Origin of the sequence: Acinetobacter sp. Leaf130 (assembly GCF_001423205.1) — a bacterium.
In the GTDB taxonomy this organism is placed as follows: Bacteria; Pseudomonadota; Gammaproteobacteria; order Pseudomonadales; family Moraxellaceae; genus Acinetobacter; species Acinetobacter calcoaceticus.
The window spans coordinates 16929-36470 of the sequence record NZ_LMOE01000007.1; the positions used below are offsets into that span (position 1 = coordinate 16929).

20 protein-coding genes and 1 pseudogene are annotated in these 19542 nt (G+C 37.8%); 10 read left to right on the top strand and 11 right to left on the bottom strand.

Annotated elements, in window-relative coordinates:
• Nucleotides 1-14: 14 nt before the first annotated feature.
• The 3 genes from sdhA to sdhC are packed head-to-tail and all read right to left on the bottom strand — an operon-like array spanning nucleotide 15 to nucleotide 2629.
• Complete coding sequence (gene sdhA / locus ASF86_RS14830) at nucleotides 15-1850, bottom strand: succinate dehydrogenase flavoprotein subunit (protein WP_056483221.1); 1836 nt, start codon at nucleotides 1848-1850, stop codon at nucleotides 15-17.
• A 12-nt stretch (nucleotides 1851-1862) separates the two neighbouring features.
• Nucleotides 1863-2228, bottom strand: a complete 366-nt coding sequence (sdhD, locus tag ASF86_RS14835) for a succinate dehydrogenase, hydrophobic membrane anchor protein (RefSeq protein ID WP_005036501.1) — start codon at nucleotides 2226-2228, stop codon at nucleotides 1863-1865.
• The gene (gene sdhC / locus ASF86_RS14840) at nucleotides 2228-2629 is read right to left on the bottom strand and encodes a succinate dehydrogenase, cytochrome b556 subunit (RefSeq protein ID WP_080027664.1); all 402 of its coding nucleotides are present in this window, start codon (nucleotides 2627-2629) and stop codon (nucleotides 2228-2230) included. Before sdhC ends, sdhD begins: the two co-directional genes overlap by 1 nt.
• Nucleotides 2630-3125: 496 nt before the next feature.
• Here sdhC and ASF86_RS20285 point away from each other — a divergent pair.
• Nucleotides 3126-3206, top strand: a pseudogene (locus tag ASF86_RS20285) (hypothetical protein); the annotation flags it as partial.
• A gap of 364 nt (nucleotides 3207-3570) precedes the next feature.
• Nucleotides 3571-4845 (top strand): citrate synthase, encoded by a 1275-nt coding sequence (gene gltA, locus ASF86_RS14845; RefSeq protein WP_004789414.1) that lies wholly within the window; start codon nucleotides 3571-3573, stop codon nucleotides 4843-4845.
• A gap of 80 nt (nucleotides 4846-4925) precedes the next feature.
• On the opposite strand, the gene ASF86_RS14850 is transcribed toward gltA, so the two are convergent.
• Nucleotides 4926-5411 carry a DUF1289 domain-containing protein gene (locus ASF86_RS14850; protein ID WP_003655450.1) on the bottom strand — a complete coding sequence of 162 codons (486 nt, stop codon included), beginning with the start codon at nucleotides 5409-5411 and terminating at the stop codon, nucleotides 4926-4928.
• Between the two features lie 111 nt (nucleotides 5412-5522).
• Between ASF86_RS14850 and ASF86_RS14855 the strand changes: the two genes are divergently transcribed.
• Nucleotides 5523-6455 carry a rhodanese-related sulfurtransferase gene (locus ASF86_RS14855; protein ID WP_005036495.1) on the top strand — a complete coding sequence of 311 codons (933 nt, stop codon included), beginning with the start codon at nucleotides 5523-5525 and terminating at the stop codon, nucleotides 6453-6455.
• A 37-nt stretch (nucleotides 6456-6492) separates the two neighbouring features.
• Here the strand turns inward: ASF86_RS14855 and ASF86_RS14860 are convergent, their stop codons facing one another.
• The 3 genes from ASF86_RS14860 to ASF86_RS14870 form a co-directional block, all read right to left on the bottom strand.
• On the bottom strand, nucleotides 6493-7614 hold the full coding sequence (locus ASF86_RS14860; RefSeq protein WP_056483224.1) for a hypothetical protein: 1122 nt from the start codon (nucleotides 7612-7614) through the stop codon (nucleotides 6493-6495).
• Nucleotides 7615-7835: 221 nt separating this feature from the next.
• A complete protein-coding gene (locus ASF86_RS14865; protein ID WP_003655445.1) occupies nucleotides 7836-8360 on the bottom strand; it encodes a YecA family protein in 525 nt (174 codons plus the stop codon).
• Between the two features lie 74 nt (nucleotides 8361-8434).
• Entirely contained in the window at nucleotides 8435-8641 is a 207-nt protein-coding gene (locus ASF86_RS14870; RefSeq protein ID WP_002116495.1) for a PA3496 family putative envelope integrity protein, read from the bottom strand.
• Nucleotides 8642-8999: 358 nt separating this feature from the next.
• Here ASF86_RS14870 and rpoD point away from each other — a divergent pair, with 358 nt between their 5' ends.
• The 6 genes from rpoD to ASF86_RS14900 all read left to right on the top strand — a co-directional run bounded on the left by rpoD (nucleotide 9000) and on the right by ASF86_RS14900 (nucleotide 15591).
• Entirely contained in the window at nucleotides 9000-10883 is a 1884-nt protein-coding gene (rpoD, locus tag ASF86_RS14875; protein ID WP_056483229.1) for an RNA polymerase sigma factor RpoD, read from the top strand.
• Between the two features lie 115 nt (nucleotides 10884-10998).
• On the top strand, nucleotides 10999-11286 hold the full coding sequence (locus ASF86_RS14880; protein WP_017392563.1) for a YbeD family protein: 288 nt from the start codon (nucleotides 10999-11001) through the stop codon (nucleotides 11284-11286).
• Between the two features lie 198 nt (nucleotides 11287-11484).
• A complete protein-coding gene (gene lipB / locus ASF86_RS14885; RefSeq protein ID WP_017389739.1) occupies nucleotides 11485-12138 on the top strand; it encodes a lipoyl(octanoyl) transferase LipB in 654 nt (217 codons plus the stop codon).
• Nucleotides 12139-12219: 81 nt separating this feature from the next.
• Complete coding sequence (locus tag ASF86_RS14890) at nucleotides 12220-12753, top strand: hypothetical protein (RefSeq protein WP_003655436.1); 534 nt, start codon at nucleotides 12220-12222, stop codon at nucleotides 12751-12753.
• A 1-nt stretch (nucleotide 12754) separates the two neighbouring features.
• Nucleotides 12755-13939, top strand: coding sequence for an iron-containing alcohol dehydrogenase (locus tag ASF86_RS14895; protein ID WP_003655435.1), 1185 nt, complete (start codon nucleotides 12755-12757; stop codon nucleotides 13937-13939).
• 266 nt (nucleotides 13940-14205) lie between these two features.
• Complete coding sequence (locus ASF86_RS14900; RefSeq protein ID WP_017392561.1) at nucleotides 14206-15591, top strand: APC family permease; 1386 nt, start codon at nucleotides 14206-14208, stop codon at nucleotides 15589-15591.
• 37 nt (nucleotides 15592-15628) lie between these two features.
• On the opposite strand, the gene ASF86_RS14905 is transcribed toward ASF86_RS14900, so the two are convergent.
• Entirely contained in the window at nucleotides 15629-16189 is a 561-nt protein-coding gene (locus ASF86_RS14905) for a flavodoxin family protein (RefSeq protein ID WP_003655431.1), read from the bottom strand.
• Between the two features lie 116 nt (nucleotides 16190-16305).
• Here ASF86_RS14905 and ASF86_RS14910 point away from each other — a divergent pair, with 116 nt between their 5' ends.
• Nucleotides 16306-16686 (top strand): winged helix-turn-helix transcriptional regulator, encoded by a 381-nt coding sequence (locus tag ASF86_RS14910; RefSeq protein WP_005036475.1) that lies wholly within the window; start codon nucleotides 16306-16308, stop codon nucleotides 16684-16686.
• 71 nt (nucleotides 16687-16757) lie between these two features.
• Here ASF86_RS14910 and ASF86_RS14915 read toward each other — a convergent pair whose 3' ends face one another.
• The 3 genes from ASF86_RS14915 to ASF86_RS14925 all read right to left on the bottom strand — a co-directional run bounded on the left by ASF86_RS14915 (nucleotide 16758) and on the right by ASF86_RS14925 (nucleotide 19492).
• Nucleotides 16758-17390, bottom strand: coding sequence for a hypothetical protein (locus ASF86_RS14915; RefSeq protein ID WP_081407726.1), 633 nt, complete (start codon nucleotides 17388-17390; stop codon nucleotides 16758-16760).
• Nucleotides 17391-17406: 16 nt separating this feature from the next.
• Entirely contained in the window at nucleotides 17407-18216 is an 810-nt protein-coding gene (locus ASF86_RS14920) for a DUF6502 family protein (protein ID WP_056483235.1), read from the bottom strand.
• 85 nt (nucleotides 18217-18301) lie between these two features.
• On the bottom strand, nucleotides 18302-19492 hold the full coding sequence (locus tag ASF86_RS14925; protein WP_056483238.1) for a cupin-like domain-containing protein: 1191 nt from the start codon (nucleotides 19490-19492) through the stop codon (nucleotides 18302-18304).
• Between the last annotated feature and the right edge of the window lie 50 nt (nucleotides 19493-19542).

Below are 19542 nucleotides of genomic sequence, written 5' to 3' on the forward strand. Positions count from 1 at the left end.
CTTTATACTCCCGATTAGAATGTACGTGGTGCTGGTGGAATTGCATCAACAGTCAACGGTTTGAAGCGAACTGGCTTATATTCCAAACGGTTATCTGATGAATACCATAACGTATGTTTCATCCACTCATCATCACGGCGACCGTATGAATAAGTTGGGTGATCAGCTGGCAATTCATAATCAACTACCGTATGCGCACCACGACACTCTTTACGCGCAGCAGCTGAAATCAAAGTTGCTTTTGCAACTTCATACAAGTTTTCAACTTCAAGTGCTTCAACACGCGCAGTATTAAATACTCTAGATTTATCTTTCAAGTAAATATTACGAACACGTGGCTCAAGAGCAAGAATCTCTTTTACACCCTTATCAAGCAATGCTTGAGTACGGAATACACCAGCGTGGTCTTGAACGATATCACGAATCGTATCAGCAACTTCTTGAGCGTTTTCGCCAGAAGTTGAATCATCCAACTTACGTACACGAGCTAATGTTTGCTCTAATACATCTGTTGGAAGTGGCGCATATTCATCACCATGATGCTTAGTTACGTAATCGATAATGTGCTCACCAGCAGCTTTACCAAATACAACCAAGTCAAGAAGTGAGTTAGTACCTAAACGGTTTGCACCATGTACTGATACACAAGAACATTCGCCAATTGCATAGAACCCTTTTACAGGTTTAGTGTAGTTATCCGTACCCACTTCAGGTAAGCACACTTGACCATGCATATTCGTAGGAATACCACCCATTTGATAATGGATTGTTGGTACTACAGGAATCGCTTCTTTTGTGATATCAACGTTTGCGAATTTTTTACCAATCTCAAATACAGATGGTAAACGCTTCATGATCGTGTCAGCACCCAAGTGAGTCATATCAAGTAAGATATAATCACCTTTTGGACCACAACCACGACCTTCTTTAATTTCTTGGTCCATAGAACGTGAAACGAAGTCACGTGGAGCCAAGTCTTTTAAAGTCGGTGCATAACGTTCCATGAACGGTTCGCCGTCTTTATTACGAAGGATTGCACCTTCACCACGACAACCTTCGGTCAACAATACACCAGCGCCCGCAACACCCGTTGGGTGGAATTGCCAGAACTCCATATCTTGCAATGGAATACCAGCACGAGCAGCCATACCAAGACCGTCACCAGTGTTGATATAAGCATTTGTTGATGCACGGTAAACACGACCAGCACCACCAGTAGCAAATAATGTCGCTTTTGCTTGGAATACTGAAATGTTACCAGTTTCTTGGTCAATCGCTGTTACACCAAGAACATCACCAGCTTCGTTACGGATCAAATCAAGAGCAATCCACTCAACGAAGAATTGAGTACCCATTTTCACGTTGCTTTGATAAAGCGTGTGCAATAATGCATGACCTGTACGGTCTGCAGCTGCACAAGCACGTGGAACTGGTTTATCACCATAGTTAGCAGAGTGACCACCGAACGGACGTTGGTAAATTGTACCATCAGCGTTACGGTCAAACGGCATACCCATGTGTTCAAGTTCATACACAACTTTTGGTGCTTCACGACACATAAATTCAATTGCGTCTTGATCACCTAACCAGTCAGAACCTTTTACTGTATCGTAAAAATGGAAATGCCAGTTATCTTCTTGCATGTTACCCAACGACGCACCGATACCGCCTTGAGCAGCTACAGTGTGCGAACGTGTTGGGAAAACCTTAGTCAGTACAGCAACCTTCAAACCTGCTTGAGCAAGTTGGTAAGATGCACGCATACCAGAACCACCACCACCAACGATAACTGCATCGAAAGTGAGGTTTTGAATATTTGAATAATCTTCTTTAGGGGTTATCGCGCCCATGATCTCTTCCTATCAATTTGCCCAGAAAATCTGGAAACCCCAGATTGCGAACACGAATACTGAAATAATAACAGCAGACGTGAGAACAAGGCGTAAACCTAAGGCCGAAGGACCCATTTGACGAGTCGTTACATAGTCAGTAAAGACTTGCCACATCCCAATCCAAGCATGTGCAGCGAGAGACAATACAGCCAATAAAGAAAAAACCTTCATTGGTAAAGTCATCATAAATCCAGCCCATTGTTCATAGCCAAATCCACTATGACAAAGGATCCAACCGAACATCACCACAGTGTAAGCAGCTAACACTACAGCACTGACACGTTGGACATACCAATCACGCGAACCTGAACCTGTTAAACCTGTAGCACTATTCATCAGAACATAATCCATACAAAGGCTGCGAGAATACCGATCGCAGATAGGATCAATGCAACCGTAGATGCAATACGACCACTTTGCAGTTCCTCAGCGAAACCAAGATCAGCAAGTAAATGTTTAATTCCAGCAATAAAGTGGAAAATTAAACCTGCGGCAAATACCCAAACGACAAAACGAACAAGGATATTTCCAAAAACCACATTTTTAACGTAGTCAAATCCTTCTGGTGAAGATAATGATTTATCTAAAATCCATAAGAGAACTGGTACTAATAAGAAAACGATGACACCTGATAAACGGTGTAAAATTGATGCAATAGCCACGGGTGAGCGTAAATTTACCGCTAACACCTGACCCATGGACAAATTGACAGGTCTGTTGCTTTTCACAGCGGGCATCCTGTAGGTAGAAACTCCGACCGGAGTTTGTTGAATTAATTCCAAGGAAAGCTGGCATTGTTAGGCAAGCACAGCTCATGCCTAACCTATAAACGACATCGAATTATAAAACGCGAAGTATCAAAATACAAACAATCCACTTTGCCTTTTCAGCAAAAAACAATTAAATAAGAATCATTCACAATGATATCACCCCATTAACTCTATAAAAAAGGTATACATAGTTTCATCATGTTGTTGTTTAAAATAACTTTTTATTTAATTTCATTTTTTCTGAAATTTCTTTTAAATAAGTAAATTTTAGACTAAAGATAAAGTTATAAATTCATCATATAAATAGAAAAATGTTAGTAACTCCTCATATTTTCAATAAAAGCTACAATTCAAATAAGTGAACGTACTTATATTCAACCCAAATCAGTCAATCTAAATACGTTTGAGAAAGCAATTTTTAATGGGAATAAGAGTTTTTATTATTTTAATGCAGTTCAATTAGCTATTTTTTATACAATTAAACTTAAAAAAACACCAATATTCTTTGTTACAACTAAATAAAAATAGAGTTTTTTTTGATTAGCAATTTGAAATTACACCATGAGTTTTATGATTTTTTTAATTGGATTGGCATTTTCTACCGACTTGTCATTTTTAATCTTAATTTTAAAATTTGCTTACAATTGTACTCATACTTCATTTTTTTTCTGCACGTTCTTGTTGAATTGACTTATTATACCATCCCGATGCAGTGATTTTACTGACTTTTTTGCTCGGGTCTTGATGACTAACTCTCTGTGGGATCGTCATTTTTTATCCATAAGTATAATTGACAAAATTTCAGTACTCACTAATCTTATAGCAAATTTTGACACCGTCTGATTCGCACATGAGAACATTAGGATTTCGGGTCAGATCAACATTCACCAGGACAGGAGATCTATTGAATGTCTGAAGCAAATGGCAAAAAAGCCGTATTACATCTTGATGGCAAAGAAATTGGATTACCAATCTACAGTGGCACTTTAGGTCCAGATGTAATTGATGTCAGCAGCATATTGAAAGAAGGTCATTTTACTTTCGATCCTGGTTTTATGGCGACAGCTGCATGCGAGTCTAAAATTACGTTCATTGATGGTGACAAAGGTATTTTATTACACCGCGGCTACCCAATTGATCAGTTAGCAACTCAAGCAGACTATCTTGAAACTTGTTATTTATTATTAAATGGCGAGCTCCCAACTGCTGAACAAAAAACAGAGTTTGATGCCAAAGTTCGTGCTCATACTATGGTTCACGATCAAGTTAGCCGTTTCTTCAATGGTTTCCGTCGTGATGCTCACCCAATGGCAATCATGGTTGGTGTTGTTGGTGCATTATCTGCGTTCTATCACAACAATCTTGACATTGAAGACATCAATCACCGTGAAATCACTGCGATTCGTCTCATTGCAAAAATTCCAACACTTGCTGCTTGGAGTTACAAATACACAGTAGGTCAACCATTCATCTATCCACGTAATGACTTAAATTACGCGGAAAACTTCTTACACATGATGTTTGCTACCCCTGCTGACCGCGATTACAAAGTAAATCCTGTTCTTGCTCGTGCAATGGATCGTATCTTCACACTTCATGCTGATCACGAACAAAATGCTTCGACATCTACAGTACGTCTTGCTGGCTCTACTGGTGCAAACCCATACGCATGTATCTCTTCAGGTATTTCTGCGCTTTGGGGACCTGCTCACGGTGGTGCAAACGAAGCTGTACTTAAAATGCTTGATGAAATCGGTAGTGTAGAAAACGTTGCCGAGTTCATGGAAAAAGTAAAACGTAAAGAAGTTAAACTCATGGGCTTCGGTCACCGTGTGTACAAAAACTTCGACCCACGTGCAAAAGTCATGAAACAAACTTGTGACGAAGTTCTTGAAGCATTAAATATCAATGATCCTCAATTAGCGCTTGCTATGGAACTTGAGCGTATTGCATTGAACGACCCGTACTTCGTTGAACGTAAACTTTACCCTAACGTAGACTTCTACTCAGGTATCATCCTTAAAGCGATTGGTATCCCAACAGAAATGTTTACGGTAATCTTTGCACTTGCACGTACAGTTGGTTGGATCAGCCACTGGTTAGAAATGCACAGCGCACCATACAAAATCGGTCGTCCTCGTCAGCTTTACACTGGCCCGACTCAGCGCGACATCAAACGTTAATATTCGAAAGAAAATTAATGATAAAAAAGCTGCCTTCTGGCAGCTTTTTTATTTGGGTATTTTTAATTCAATTTAAAAACTTATTCTTCATCAAACACACTTAATAAATGATGACTAATTCCATCAGCTCTTAACCAAGCCAACTCATAACTCGCTTTAGCCAAAGCTAGAACACGTCTTTCAAATTCAACCCATATTGTTTTGACTTGAGGTTCTGAAATACCCAAACCACTTTCTGTTGCCAGATGCTTATTTTTTTCACATATTTTCAAAGCATGATAAAGCTTGCGACCTTTACTCGCCCCTTCCATCAACCGAACACGCTTACTTAAAATAAATCCCTCTACATGCTGCAAGTTCGCATGAGGCAACATAGGTACTAGGATTTGATTCAACTGATCATCTAAACGCCTCCATACAGCCAAACGTTGCTCTGCTGTATAAGTATTCCATTGAATCACTTCATGGTTAAAACGACGACAACCACGGCAAACCTGATCACCAAAAACTGTTGAACAACGCCCTGCACATGGGGTGAGAGAGAGCATTCGATGATCACTACTCAAAACCGACTCCTTAAATAAACCATATACTTTTTATGGTTTTCTCGCTTATTACAACTTTTCGCGCTAAAATATGCGCCTTAAATTTCTATCTTAATACATTTGGAGTTTTCCATGAACGCTACTGTAGAACAGCTTGCACCTGTAGAACAGCAAGCGACCGCGGGTTGGGTTGTTGCAGCACTATATCAATTTAAAGAAGTTCAAGATCCTGCCGATCTTCAACAACGTTTATTAGACTTAGTGAAAACAATCAACCTTTGCGGAACTCTGATTGTAGCAGGTGAAGGAATTAATGGTACTGTTGCCGGCGACCGTGTAGCAATTGATAGTCTCTATCAATTTTTACTCAATGAAGGTTTTGCCTCTATGGAATATAAGGAATCTCATAGCTCTGACAAACCTTTCCGTAAAATGAAAATTAAACTTAAAGAAGAAATTGTGACTTTAGGTGTTGAAGTTAAACCCCGTGACTTAGTGGGCCATTACCTTGATCCAAAAGAATGGAATGATTTAATTGCACGTGATGATGTAATTTTAATCGATACGCGTAATGATTATGAGTATAAGGCGGGTACTTTCAAAGGTGCTATCGACCCTAAAACTGAAACATTCCGCGAGTTCCCAGAATACGTTAAAAAAGAATTAGAACAGCATAAAGATAAAAAAATTGCGATGTTCTGTACAGGTGGTATTCGCTGTGAAAAATCAACCTCTCTACTTCTTCAAGAAGGATTTACAGAGGTTTATCACCTTAAAGGCGGTATTCTTAAATATTTAGAAGAAACCCCTGCCGATGAAAGTTTATGGGAAGGTGAATGTTTTGTTTTTGATGGCCGGACTGCTGTAACTCATGGCGTTGAAGAAGGCGTAAATGTTAAATGTCATGCTTGTGGCTGGCCGTTAACTCCAGAAGAGTCTGCTCTACCAAGCTATGAACATGGTGTTTCTTGCGTATATTGTATCGACAAGACAACTGAAAAACAAAAAGCTGGCTTCCGTATGCGCCAGTCACAAATTGCGGCTGCAAAACGTAAACGTTTATAATTTATAAAAAGGGCATCAAATGATGCCCTTTTTAATTTTATTTATAAAGTTCCATAAGTTTCTTGAACTCCAAGCTCACGCAATTCATTGAAGGCACTGTTGGAGATTTCCCAACAGCACCTCTCAACGTCCCATCATTAGAAAAATCTAATCCAATCTGACTATAGGTATTTATATCCGTATAAGGTCCTGTATTAATCACAAGATCTACAATCTCCAATTCGCCCTCATCAAAAGTAAAGTCCATGCCATCTTCTTTTTCTTTATCCAATAATGCTGATACTGTTTGATTCCCTTTAGTTAAACTCACTTTATTATCTTGTTTTACCAAAACACACTTTTCATCTGAGTCCACAGCTACCAAATTACTTTCAACAAAATTATTTATAACCTTATCTGAACATTTATTGTATTGCTGGATATTCTCTAATGCAGGGAGCATTTGACAGGCATTCGTATTAAAGTTAAAAACCATGGGTATTGAATTATCCAAAACCTCAACATTCTTAGGCAATTGAGATAAGTTTCCATCTTTAATTAAAGTTAATAATACTTCATAGTCTTTAATATTTTCATTATTTTTAATAACCTCCAACAACTCTTGAATAGTTTGATGAATAGCACTATTAGCTTTCACCTCAATACTAAAGAGATCCACATCATTATCAATACCATAGCCCTTTTTAATGAGCTCAGCTACCAAAGCAGAATTTGCTGATTTTAATTTTTCTGTAGTCATAATTCCAGATTGATACCACATTACAGGAATTTGGTTACTTGCATAAGCAATTACCATATCTGTCAGCGGATTAATATTTACATCTCCCTCTTGATCAATATAACTATGGTAGCTTTGCCCATTAGCTTTTACCTGTAAACGACAAGGAAGCTTACTACTGTCTACTTCACCTTGCCATTGCCCTTGTGCATTAACAACTACAGGACTTTTAAAACCAGCTCCGTCTTTACAAATTGCTGTTACATTTGCACCATTCAAAGCGGAATTCGAAAAAGCTGTACCGACAACTACTTTATAGGTAACTTCTGTTTGTTTAGATTCCACAATTTGCATTTCATTTACGCTATTACTATTTTCGCCTCCACAGGCAACTAGTAATATTATTGAGAATAATCCAGTAAGTTTAAAAATTATATTCATATTAAATCGCATTGTTATAGCATTAAAGATTTTCATATCGCTCATGAAATATACACATGAAGAAATAAATTAATTTTTGATTAAGAGAGAGCTTTCAAAATGTTGCGGGTAATTATATACAAATAAAATTAATGTAAAAATATTATATTTAATTATGTATTAAAAGACTAAAAGCATAAAAAACGCCCTAGAAAGGACGTTATTTACTTAATTTTTAAAGTTTAATTTGGCGTATGATACATCAAGTATAATTCATTCAAATTATCTGGGATTTCTTCTGCCAGTTCATCCATTAACTGTCCATTACGACGGAAAGATTCCATCTGTGGATCTTCTTCATCAATTCCACTAAATACCATCATTGGTAAAGTTAAATCAATTAATTGTTCTTCATATTCAGGTGCAAACCATGCATCTTCATTTAAGAACATTGCATCAACAAATCCCACACTCCAGTCACCTAAGCTAGATTCAACATCAGCTTCTTCAACTTCAAATGGAAATGCAATTCCATTTTCATTTGCTAAATCTTGTCGAATTGACTCTAACCACGCCTTGATTTGCTGAATAATTTCAGCAGGAACCTTTTTATGATTATTATCAAACAGCTCATCTAACCAACGGTCAAACTGAGGGCCTACTGCAATTGCACACAGAAAGCCATGAGTTGCAGCGAAATCTAAACCATACTCATTGTGGTCTCCATCTAGATATTCACTTAATTGGTCTAAATCTAACGCACTCATTGTGTTACCTGACTATAAAAAAGAAATCTACGATAGCATAGCATTTAAGCTGACGATGCCCTATTCAGATTTGATTAGTCTTCATCATCAAGATCATCATCGTCTAAATCATAATCAAAATCTTTCAACTCACGCTCTAAACGGCGTTGAGCTAATAGATCATCGATTAATCTACGTTTTTCTAATGATTCTTTCGCAGTGATTTTGCCTGATGACTCATCAAAACCGACATCATCATCATCACCGTAGTTATCATCTAGTTCAAAATCTGTAGAAGACACTAAAACTACCTCTAATGAAAAAATGTGAATGGGTCTAGGCGCTATTTATCTCTCTTACAGAACCATGTCAAGTTTTATTTATATTTTTTTCATTAAACTGCATATTTGTACTTTTTTTCACCCAAAAAATTGTGTATTTATAAAACTGAACTATTTTTTTGATCAAGAAAAAATTCTATGATCTTTTCCATGATTTAAGCTTGAAAAAAATGATTTTAGCCCAATATCCAAAAAACAGACGTGAATTCAAAGATATTTTTTATTTAACGGTTACCGATCAAATCCAAAATATTTCAAGCAAATTGTGCTATCATGCACGGTTTTTCACTGCCACAGATTCAACGAAGAGTAAGCAAAGATGAGCGATATGCATTCCCCTACTTCTCAAGTAGCGGCTCTGATTAGCCGAGGCAAAGAACAAGGTTACTTAACTTACGCTGAGGTTAACGATCATCTGCCGGACTCGATTACTGAAAGCGAACAGATTGAAGACATTATTCAAATGCTTCAAGACGTTGGTATTCCTGTACACGAGCGTGCACCTGAATCTGACGATACCATGTTCGGTGAGTCAACTGACACAGCCGATGAAGTTGCTGAAGAAGAAGCTGCTGCCGTACTTGCATCGGTTGAAAATGAGCCTGGACGTACGACAGACCCTGTACGTATGTACATGCGTGAAATGGGTACAGTTGAACTGTTAACCCGTGAAGGTGAAATCAGCATTGCAAAACGTATTGAAGAAGGGATTCGTGATGTCCTTAATTCAATTGCGTACTGGCCAAATGCTGTTGAAGTTGTATTAAAAGAATATAATGATTTCTTGACTGGCGAACGTCGCCTTGCCGATATTTTATCTGGCTATCTTGATCCAGAAACTGACGAAGATATTCCTGAAGTTCTAGAAGAAGAAACAGAACTTGAGGAAGAAGAAGCGCCAGCTACACCAGCAAAAGAAGTTAAGCTTGACGATGACGAAGAAGATGAAGAGTCAGAAAGCGACGATGATTCTGAAGGTGAGTCTGGCCCAGACCCTGAAGTTGCAAAAGTTCGTTTTAATGAACTTGAGGCTGCATGGACTAAAACAAAAGCTATTATTGAGAAACATGGCCGTAACAGCCCAGAAGCAGATGATGCTTTAGAAGCTTTAGCTACTGTGTTTATGATGTTTAAATTTACACCACGTTTATTTGACATCATCTCTGAAATGATTCGTGGTACACATGAGCAAATTCGCGCTAACGAACGTGAAGTTATGCGTTACGCAGTTCGTCGTGGCCGTATGGATCGCACTCAATTCCGTACATCTTTCCCTAAGCAAGAATCAAATCCAGCTTGGTTAGATGAACAGATTGCTAAAGCTCCTGCTGAGATCAAGGCGCATTTAGAAAAGGTTCGTCCGGATGTTTTAGCATTCCAGCAAAAGATTGCAGATATTGAGAAAGAACTTAATTTAAGCGTTGCTGAAATTAAAGATATTTCTAAGCGTATGGCGATTGGCGAAGCGAAAGCACGCCGTGCTAAGAAAGAAATGGTAGAAGCCAACCTTCGTTTGGTAATTTCGATTGCGAAAAAATATACCAACCGTGGTTTACAGTTCCTTGACTTGATTCAAGAAGGGAACATTGGTTTGATGAAAGCTGTAGACAAGTTTGAATATCGTCGTGGTTATAAATTCTCGACTTATGCAACTTGGTGGATTCGTCAGGCGATTACCCGTTCGATTGCCGATCAGGCTCGTACAATCCGTATTCCTGTGCATATGATTGAAACGATTAACAAGATCAACCGTGTATCTCGTCAATTGTTACAAGAAATGGGCCGTGAACCGACACCTGAAGAATTAGGTGAACGTTTAGAAATGGACGAAGTTAAGGTTCGTAAGGTACTTAAAATTGCCAAAGAACCAATTTCAATGGAAACTCCAATTGGTGATGATGAAGATTCGCATCTTGGTGATTTCATTGAAGACCAAAATATCACTTCTCCAATTGATGCTGCGACTTCAGAAGGCTTAAAAGAAGCAACGCGTGAAGTACTTGAAAACTTAACTGAACGTGAAGCAAAAGTATTGAAGATGCGTTTTGGTATTGATATGCCAACCGATCATACACTAGAAGAAGTGGGTAAGCAGTTTGACGTAACACGTGAACGTATTCGTCAGATTGAAGCGAAAGCGTTGCGTAAATTACGCCACCCTTCTCGTTCTGAACACTTACGTTCTTTCTTAGAAAATGACTAATACGAGAGATAATGAGGAGGACTTGAACTTCTAGAGTTCATCCCCATTTTATCAACAAGATCATAAAACGCCTGCGCTCATGCAGGCGTTTCAAATTAAAACTAAGAGGTTACTTATGACAGATCGTACCCCTTCTCGTGAGTTACAAGAACATCTTTGGGTTTTCCCGATGGATTATCCAATCAAATTGATCGGTAACGCGGGTGATGAACTGCGTGAAGCTGTTGTTGATATTTTGAAAAAGCATTTCCCAGAATTTGATGCTGCATCATTAAAAATCCAGCCATCAAGTAAAGGCACATACGATTCAATTACGGCTCAGTTGCGCTTTGATGAACTAGAGCAAGTACATGCCTTGTATGCAGATCTCGCGGCCTGCCCTCTTATTAAAACGGCACTTTAAAGTTAATGATGCCACGATATAAATTTATATCGTGGCATTTTTTGTTTTAACTCAACATTAAAAAATATTCTTCTTAGAAAATAACTACAAATATTTAAAATCACTCAAGTAAAATACTTTAAACTTATGAAGAGCATGCGTCTATTCCTCTAAAGTTCTGAGCCCCTTCTGTTTAATATTATATGCAGGAAATATTTAATGAGCCTTGATAAACCCAACTTGATCATTCGCCAATGGAACGATTTACAAGATTATCAAAGCAAATTTGAAACCATGAAACTCTTAACAAATGAGCGTGATCAAAATACGCCTGATGAGCTATGGTTACTTCAACATCATAATGTATTAACTCAAGGTCAAGCTGGTAAACCAGAACATATCCTAATTTCATCAGATATTCCTGTAGTACAAACTGACCGTGGTGGGCAAGTGACTTGGCATGGTCCAGGTCAACTCGTCGCTTACTTCATGTTTGATCTTAATCGTCTAAAATGGAACGTACGTACATTGGTCAGTTTTGCTGAACAATTTATGATAGATGTTTTGAAAAAGTATGGAATTGAAGCTTATGCCAAGCCTGATGCCCCTGGGGTATATGTAGATGGCCGCAAGATTGGTTCCTTAGGTTTTAAAATTCGTCGTGGCCGTAGTTATCATGGATTAGCTCTAAATCTGGACTGTGCCTTAACAGGATTCCAGACCATCAATCCTTGCGGCTATGCAGGCTTAGAAATGGTACGGATACAAGATTTAGTGACTCCTTATCCATCATTTGGTCAACTTTGTCAGGACTTTATTGAGTATATTAATAGCACTGGGTACTTTAATGACCCTAAAGTCAAATATGAATAAATCGCTTTGCGATGAAATAAAAATGGATTAGAGTAATTGCTCTAAATTTGCTTTCGCATAATTTTAACAAGGGATACGCGAGTGATTTCGACAAAAGCGGTAAAGCCGACTCTGCAACTTGCCTACGTTAAGCTCATGATGGATGTTATTGGTCGTGGCTTAGTCATGGCGAGTCAAGTGGACAATGAAATACAAGAGGAAGTATCTAAATTTCCTGTTCACTTTGTACTTTCAATGAATGTTTTCCCAAATGGACCAGCATTTTTTGCTCGAGTGACAGAAGACAAACAGTTAGAGCTACTTGAAAGAGCTGAAAAAAAACCAGACTTAACGATTACATTCAAACATGTCACTCATGCCTTTTTAGTGTTTTCTTTTCAAGAAAGTACTGCTCAAGCATTTGCCAATGACCGAATGATTGCCGATGGTGATGTATCTGCTGCTATCCGCTTGGTACGCTGCCTAAATAAAATGGAATCTCTTATTTTACCTAAATTGGTTGCTTCCTTAGCAGTCAAAGAATACCCAACCGAACTTACCCTAAAAGAAAAATTCAACGAGGCTGCAAATATTTACTTAAAAGTAGCCAAGTCCTATTTCAAGCGGAGCGCATAACATGGCCAAACCATATTACGAATTTTTTTGTCCTGTAAAAGTCATTGCTGGTAATGCTGCGCTAGAACATATTCCGTTTGAGCTTGCGACTTTAGGTGCAAAGCGTCCTCTTATCATTACTGATAAGGGTGTTCGAGCAAATGGGCTATTAAATCCGATTGAAGCTGCATTTAGTACGACTGATGCTGTCATTGGCCATGTTTTTGATGATGTACCACCTGACTCTAGTTTAGAAGTTGTTCGTCTTGCAGCAGAAGCTTATCGCACAAACAAATGTGATGCGATTATTGCTGTAGGTGGCGGTTCAGTTATAGACACATCTAAAGCAACCAACATTTTGGTGTCTGAAGGTGGAAATGACTTATTGCAATATGCAGGTGCTCATAACCTACCGAAACCATTAAAACCATTTTTTGTGATTCCAACAACTTCGGGTACTGGCTCAGAAGTAACGATGGTCGCTGTGGTTTCAGATACTCAAAAGAATGTTAAGTTAGCATTCGCTTCTTATTATTTAATGCCACATGCTGCAATTTTAGATCCACGCATGACGCTTACATTGCCTCCTCATTTAACTGCAATGACAGGTATGGATGCTTTAACCCATTGTGTTGAAGCATATACATGTATGGCTGCCAATCCATTGAGCGATGCTTATGCAAGCGCTGGAATTAAAAAGATCAGTGAAAATCTATTTAATGTCTTAGAAAACCCAAATGATGCTCAAGGCCGTTTAGAGCTAGCTCAAGCCTCTACAATGGCTGGTATTGCATTTTCTAATTCAATGGTCGGCCTAGTTCACTCTCTAGGGCATGCTTTAGGTGCTGTTGCTCACCTGCCCCACGGTTTATGCATGAATTTATTCTTACCATATGTGCTTGAATATAATAAACAAGTAAATGGTCAGAAAATTGGCGAGTTACTATTACCACTCGCTGGCGCAGATATTTATGCACAAACTCCAGCAAGCCAGCGTGCAGATAGAGCAATTACGACTATCTTAGCAATGCGTGATCGCCTATTTACTTTAACAAAGTTACCACGCACTTTACGTGAAACAGGTAAAGTAACTGAGGCACAGCTTGATGAAGTTGCAGAAAAAGCACTAAATGATGGCTCAATTATTTACAACCCGAAAGAAGCAAGCTTAAAAGATATCCGAGATATCTTAGAAAAAGCTTGGTAATTCGATAAGTTAAACTCCAAAAAGCACCATAAAGGTCTGATTTATATATTAAATCAGACCTTTTTTATGAATAAGAATTTTTATTCATTATTTTATTTGGAATATATGGCAAAAAATTTGCTAAAAAATAGATGAAAGTACTGACAATTTATATCAATTTAGGATAGATTGGCGCACTTTATCTTTTTCTGTAGGGGGGATCGTTCGTCTCAAACGATCCTTAACACCAAGCTGATCCTTGATCAACGATTATGAGGATAACGCCGTTGACAAATTTATCTGGGACTAAACCAACAGCTAAGCTTCAAAAGAATCTTGTGCTTTGGCATATTGTTATTATTGGTTTAGCTTACATTCAGCCATTAACGTTATTTGATACTTTTGGTCTAGTGTCAGAACGAAGTGGTGGTCATGTACCAACTTCCTACATTTTTGCATTAGTCGCAATCTTATTAACATCGATCAGTTATGGACATATGATTAAGCGCTACCCTTCTTCTGGGTCGGCCTATACATATGCTCAAAAATCAATTCATCCTAATGTTGGCTTTATGGTGGGTTGGTCTTCTTGGTTAGACTATCTACTGTCACCGCTTGTTAATATTATCTTGGCAGATATTTACCTAAGAGCTCTTTTTCCAGAAGTAAATAACTGGTTATGGGTGATTGGTTTAACAACTCTCATGACTGTTATTAACTTATTTGGTGCACGATTTGTCGCACGTTTTAACAGTACGATCGTTGTTATTCAGCTTGGCGTAATTTTTTATTTCGTTTATCAGGTATACATTCTACTTACTCAAGGTGTATATGCAGATGGAACTTTAAATCCAGATAAAGCGGCATTGTGGTCATTAACTCCTTTTTGGAACGACATGACATCTGTCAGTGCTTTAATTGCTGGTGCAACTGTACTCTGCTTCTCTTTCACAGGGTTTGATGCTTTATCTTCTCTTGCTGAAGAAACAAAAGATGCAGAAAAAACGCTCCCAAAAGCTATTTTTTCTACAGCATTACTTGCAGGTATTATTTTCATTGTAAGTACTTACTTCATCCAATTATATTTCCCAAGTAACCCAAACACTTACTTTAATCCTTTAGATGAATCACAACCTGTGATGGTCGCTGCGATTGGTAGTTTGATGTTTAAAACTTTGGTTTTATATTTTGCTGTAGTCGCTGTGATGGCATCAGGTATTTCTGCTCATGCGGGTGTGTCACGTTTAATGTATGTGATGGGGCGCGATGGGGTCATCAACAAGAAATTATTTGGTCATATCAGTCCAAAATTGCATACTCCAACTTACAACATTCTTATTGTTGGTGTAGTTGCGTTATCTGCTGGCTTTTTAGATCTTGAGCATATTGTTAACTTGATTAGTTTTGGTGCTTTAACTGCCTTTAGTTTTGTTAACTTCTCTGTGATTTCTCGTTATGCATTAAGAGATGGCAAGAATAAAACGCTTAAAGACATCATTAATTATATTGTTATACCAACGCTTGGTTTTGCCAGTGTGTTTATGATGTGGTTAGAGATTGATAAGCTTGCCTTACAAATTGGCTTAGCTTGGGCCGTAATTGGTGTAGGTTATCTTGCCTATAAAACCAAAGGCTTCAAATATAATGCTCCGCAACATAACGAGCATGAGTAATAAAAAAGGCGCTTTAAGCGCCTTTTTTATGGTCAAATTAACCGTAAATTTTATTCACAATGCTTTGTACACGTTGAGCATAAACTTTTGCTGTTTCCAGATCACCTGTCGGAATTTCTTCCACACTCGCATCTGAAGGTGATTGAACTAAAAGCCCTACTGAACCGCCTAAGTTGTTTACATCTTCACGTGTTGCGGTTTTTGTATTTGCTGGTAATAAACCAAGACTCACCCAAATCCCACCATGTTGTGCTGCTAAAGTTTGTAATTGGATAAGAGTTACTTGCTTATCCCCATTTAAGCTCGCGCTGTTTGTAAATCCTGCAAATACTTTATCTTGCCAGCCACGTGTAAACCATACTTTTGAAGTTGCATCAGCGAACTTTTTAAACTGCCATGGCGCTGTACCCATATAAGTCGGAGCACCAAAAACAATCCCCTTCGCATCATTTAATGTCTGCCAATCTTGATCAGTAATATTTCCTTCCTGATCAATCTGAATGAGCTGAGCATTAATCTCGTTTGCAAACGTTTCAGCTACAACTTTTGTGTGTCCGTAACCAGAGAAATATACAACCGCGATATTAGAGTTAGACATGGGAGCAAACCTTTGTTTTATTAAATTCCACTTTATGATATATTTTAGAAACTAGGTGTCAATTAGTTACTAGTTGGTAACTAGTGTAATTTTTCAAAAAATTATAGGTAAATGGTATGAATGAATGTCTAAAATATAATATTTTTCAACAACATTGCCCTGCTCGTCTATTTTTTGAAAAAATTGCAGATAAATGGGTTTTATTGATTTTAAACGTTCTTGAAGAAGAAACTCAACACTTCAATTTGCTCAAAAAGAATATTCAAGGCATTTCTCCTAAGGTCTTATCACAGAAGTTAAAAATGCTGGAAAGAGACGGTTTCATCGAGCGTAAAATCCAGAATACATCCCCAATTCGCGTTGATTACTCACTGACTTCTTTAGGGCAAAATGTAGCTTCAATGGCGTTCCAATTAAAGGAATGGGCCGAAACCAATATTGAGCAGGTTTTAGCAGCCCAAATAACTTATGATGAAAAAGTGCTAGAGCAAGCTTAACTCAAACTTTCTTTAAAATTTTATTGAACTTTATCGATTAGGCTTTGTTCTTATCTTAAAGGTGCCTCAACTTAATTGATTTTAATCGGATCAGGTGGCGCACTTATTTTAAATTGAATCGTTAAAGGTTCGCATTGTTTTAACTCCTGATTATTTTTCAAATAGGTACTTTCCAGACCATATTTCCAAGTACCATTCATGACTTCAAATGCGGGATAATTGACAATAAAAGTTTTTGTTTCAGCAGGTTGATACTCATATATTTGAGTCTCTTTACAATCATTTTCCGGATAAGAACGTTTGGTATTTCCAAGTAAATAGAGTTCTAAAGGTACATGACAAGCGGGTTGTCGTTCTTGTATTTTTTCTGGGCCCATATTCGTTTGAGTAATCTGTAAAGCAAGAGTACCGTTCAAAGTTAATTGCTGCGCGTATTTAAAAACCGTTTCTTTTTCAATTGGTTCTCTTGTTACATTATTAAGAAATTCTAATTTACGATGCAAGCCATTACAGTCATCTTCACTTGGTGCAGGTAACCAAATTTCATTATCTTTTGAGTCACCTTTATCTCCATCGGCCGGGGTTTCATAATCACCTGGTTTACCGGGTTTAGTTGGATATCCTGACCCACCCAAACTGGCACCACCTGCGAATAAATCCTCTCCGCAAGCAGTCAAAAGGCTGCCTATCATAATGAAGCTCATGGATATTATTAATTTTTTATAAGTTGTTTTGGTCATATTGATAAGCTCCGAAACGGAAAGTTTTGGTTGCACCCTCTTTTCCTTCATCGAGTGCACAACGTTCAATGGCTAACTTGAGTACTTGTAGTGATAGATCTTCCCATAAGCGTAAACTTGCTTCTTTGAGTAAAGTGATCGATTCATCTGTTAGTTCATCAGCAAAAATTGCTTGTTCTAAATAGGGTTCTTTTTCTGGCTGAAATAAATTATGAACCCCGGCAGCTAAATGTGCCTCTAAGTTATTCGTTAATAATTTTCGAACCTCGAATTGCTCTACATCAGGCATAAAACTTCGCTGCTGTAACGATACAATACCATCTTCTTCTTTCACTATATTTAAACGCTCAAGCTCATTCAAAATAGATCTTGGATGCTTTTCGGTTGAAACTTTCTTTACCAAACTTTCAAAGCTAACCTGATCTTGGCTAATAAAAGGAATTTTTTCTGCTAAGCCCTCTGCAAGCCATAAACCAATCACCCGAGCAGGAACACTCACTGGCTCTGCTACTTTTGCTTCAGTTAAAGGCTGCCCAGCCTGTGTCGCTTTTTTAAAAGCACTAACATCTTTACGATGTAAACCAGAAAGTAGACTAACTGCCGAATCAGTAGTTTTTTGATCTATACGTTCTAGCTCAGCTAAAGACTGCTGATAGAAAACGGGTTTTAAAGCAGTAACAAAGTCGTTATATCCAACTCCCGAACGAATTAACCATTGCGTCAGATATTCCATTAACTGCAATACCTGCTTTTGGTTAAGTTCTGCATTATTCGTTTGGAGTGTCGACATAAGTTAACAATTTTCCTTCATCTTTGAAAAACAGTATGAGCTGAGCAATTGTCACACTGAACGGTTTAAGATGCAATTTTCATTCTTAGGCCTCCTTTGGAAACCGATGAACAAAATGATTTGGCGCATTAAAATTGGTAAAAGAAATACTCATTGAAACATCCAGACTTTCTACACTATGCCACCAACCAATAGGGATAAACAAAGCTTCCCCTGCATTCAAAATACATTCCACTGGGGTAATCGATTTTGCTAAAGGATATTTTTTAAAATCAATTTCATTTGCATTACTCAGCTCACTAAACACCCAATGATCGTTATATAGATGAGGTACTTGCAAAGCCGGAATCAAAGTTACTTTTTTGCGCCCATAAATTTGAACTAACATATTATTCGTTAAATCGTGATGTAATGGCGTAAAGGTGCCCTTCGGCCCGAACCATAAAAAACTACGCTCATCTTTTAAAGCCAAGTTGCTGTAGCCGTCTGCAAAATCGCCTATATCTAAAAATAACTCCTGAAGCATCTGATGACTATTGGTCGCATTATTTGCAGTCATATAGAAATCGTTGCTTGCTTCGACAGACATAACTTTTGATACGAATTCCGACATTTTCATGGTCTGCTTTAACAAAGGAGAATGCCTTTCAAATTGCTCATCTTTATTTCTATTCATTTGAACTTCAACTAAATGCTGGCCAAATCGAGTTGCAAAATATTCAGGTGTCCACTTATGTAAAGCAGGCCAGTGCTCTACCCCTTTTTTCAAAATCACAGGACGATGTTGACTGTAATAATCTTTAATAAAATCTGAGAAGATTGGCGCAGGGATTGAAGGTATTTCTTTACAGTAATTAGAATCTAGCTGGGCCAGTTGGTCTAAAGTTTCTATTAGCCACTCACGTTTCTTAAATTGGTGGTGCTTTTTCTTAAGAATTTTATATAACTGATTATTTTCTAAATTACCTAAATATTCTTCTACTTGTTGCCGATGAAGCCCCTGCTCTACTAATCTTTTCACTATTTCCGCAGATGTTACCCCATTCAAAATTTGTTCGATGATCCATTCCTGATCTTGGTCAGATAAGCTTAGGAAATTCGGCTCACTCGTTTGAAAAGTTAATCCAAATCCATTTTCTTTTAAAACATCGACTAATTGCTCGATTGAACATCCTTTTTCTAAATTTTCTTCAAGCCATTTTTTCCATTCAAATGGCAACTGATCAAACCATTTCTGGCTTTGTTGGAATATTTCAATTTGATTATAAGCTGCCATGTTGAACCTTTTTTTCAAATTTGATCTTTACAACTGCATTATAATTGATC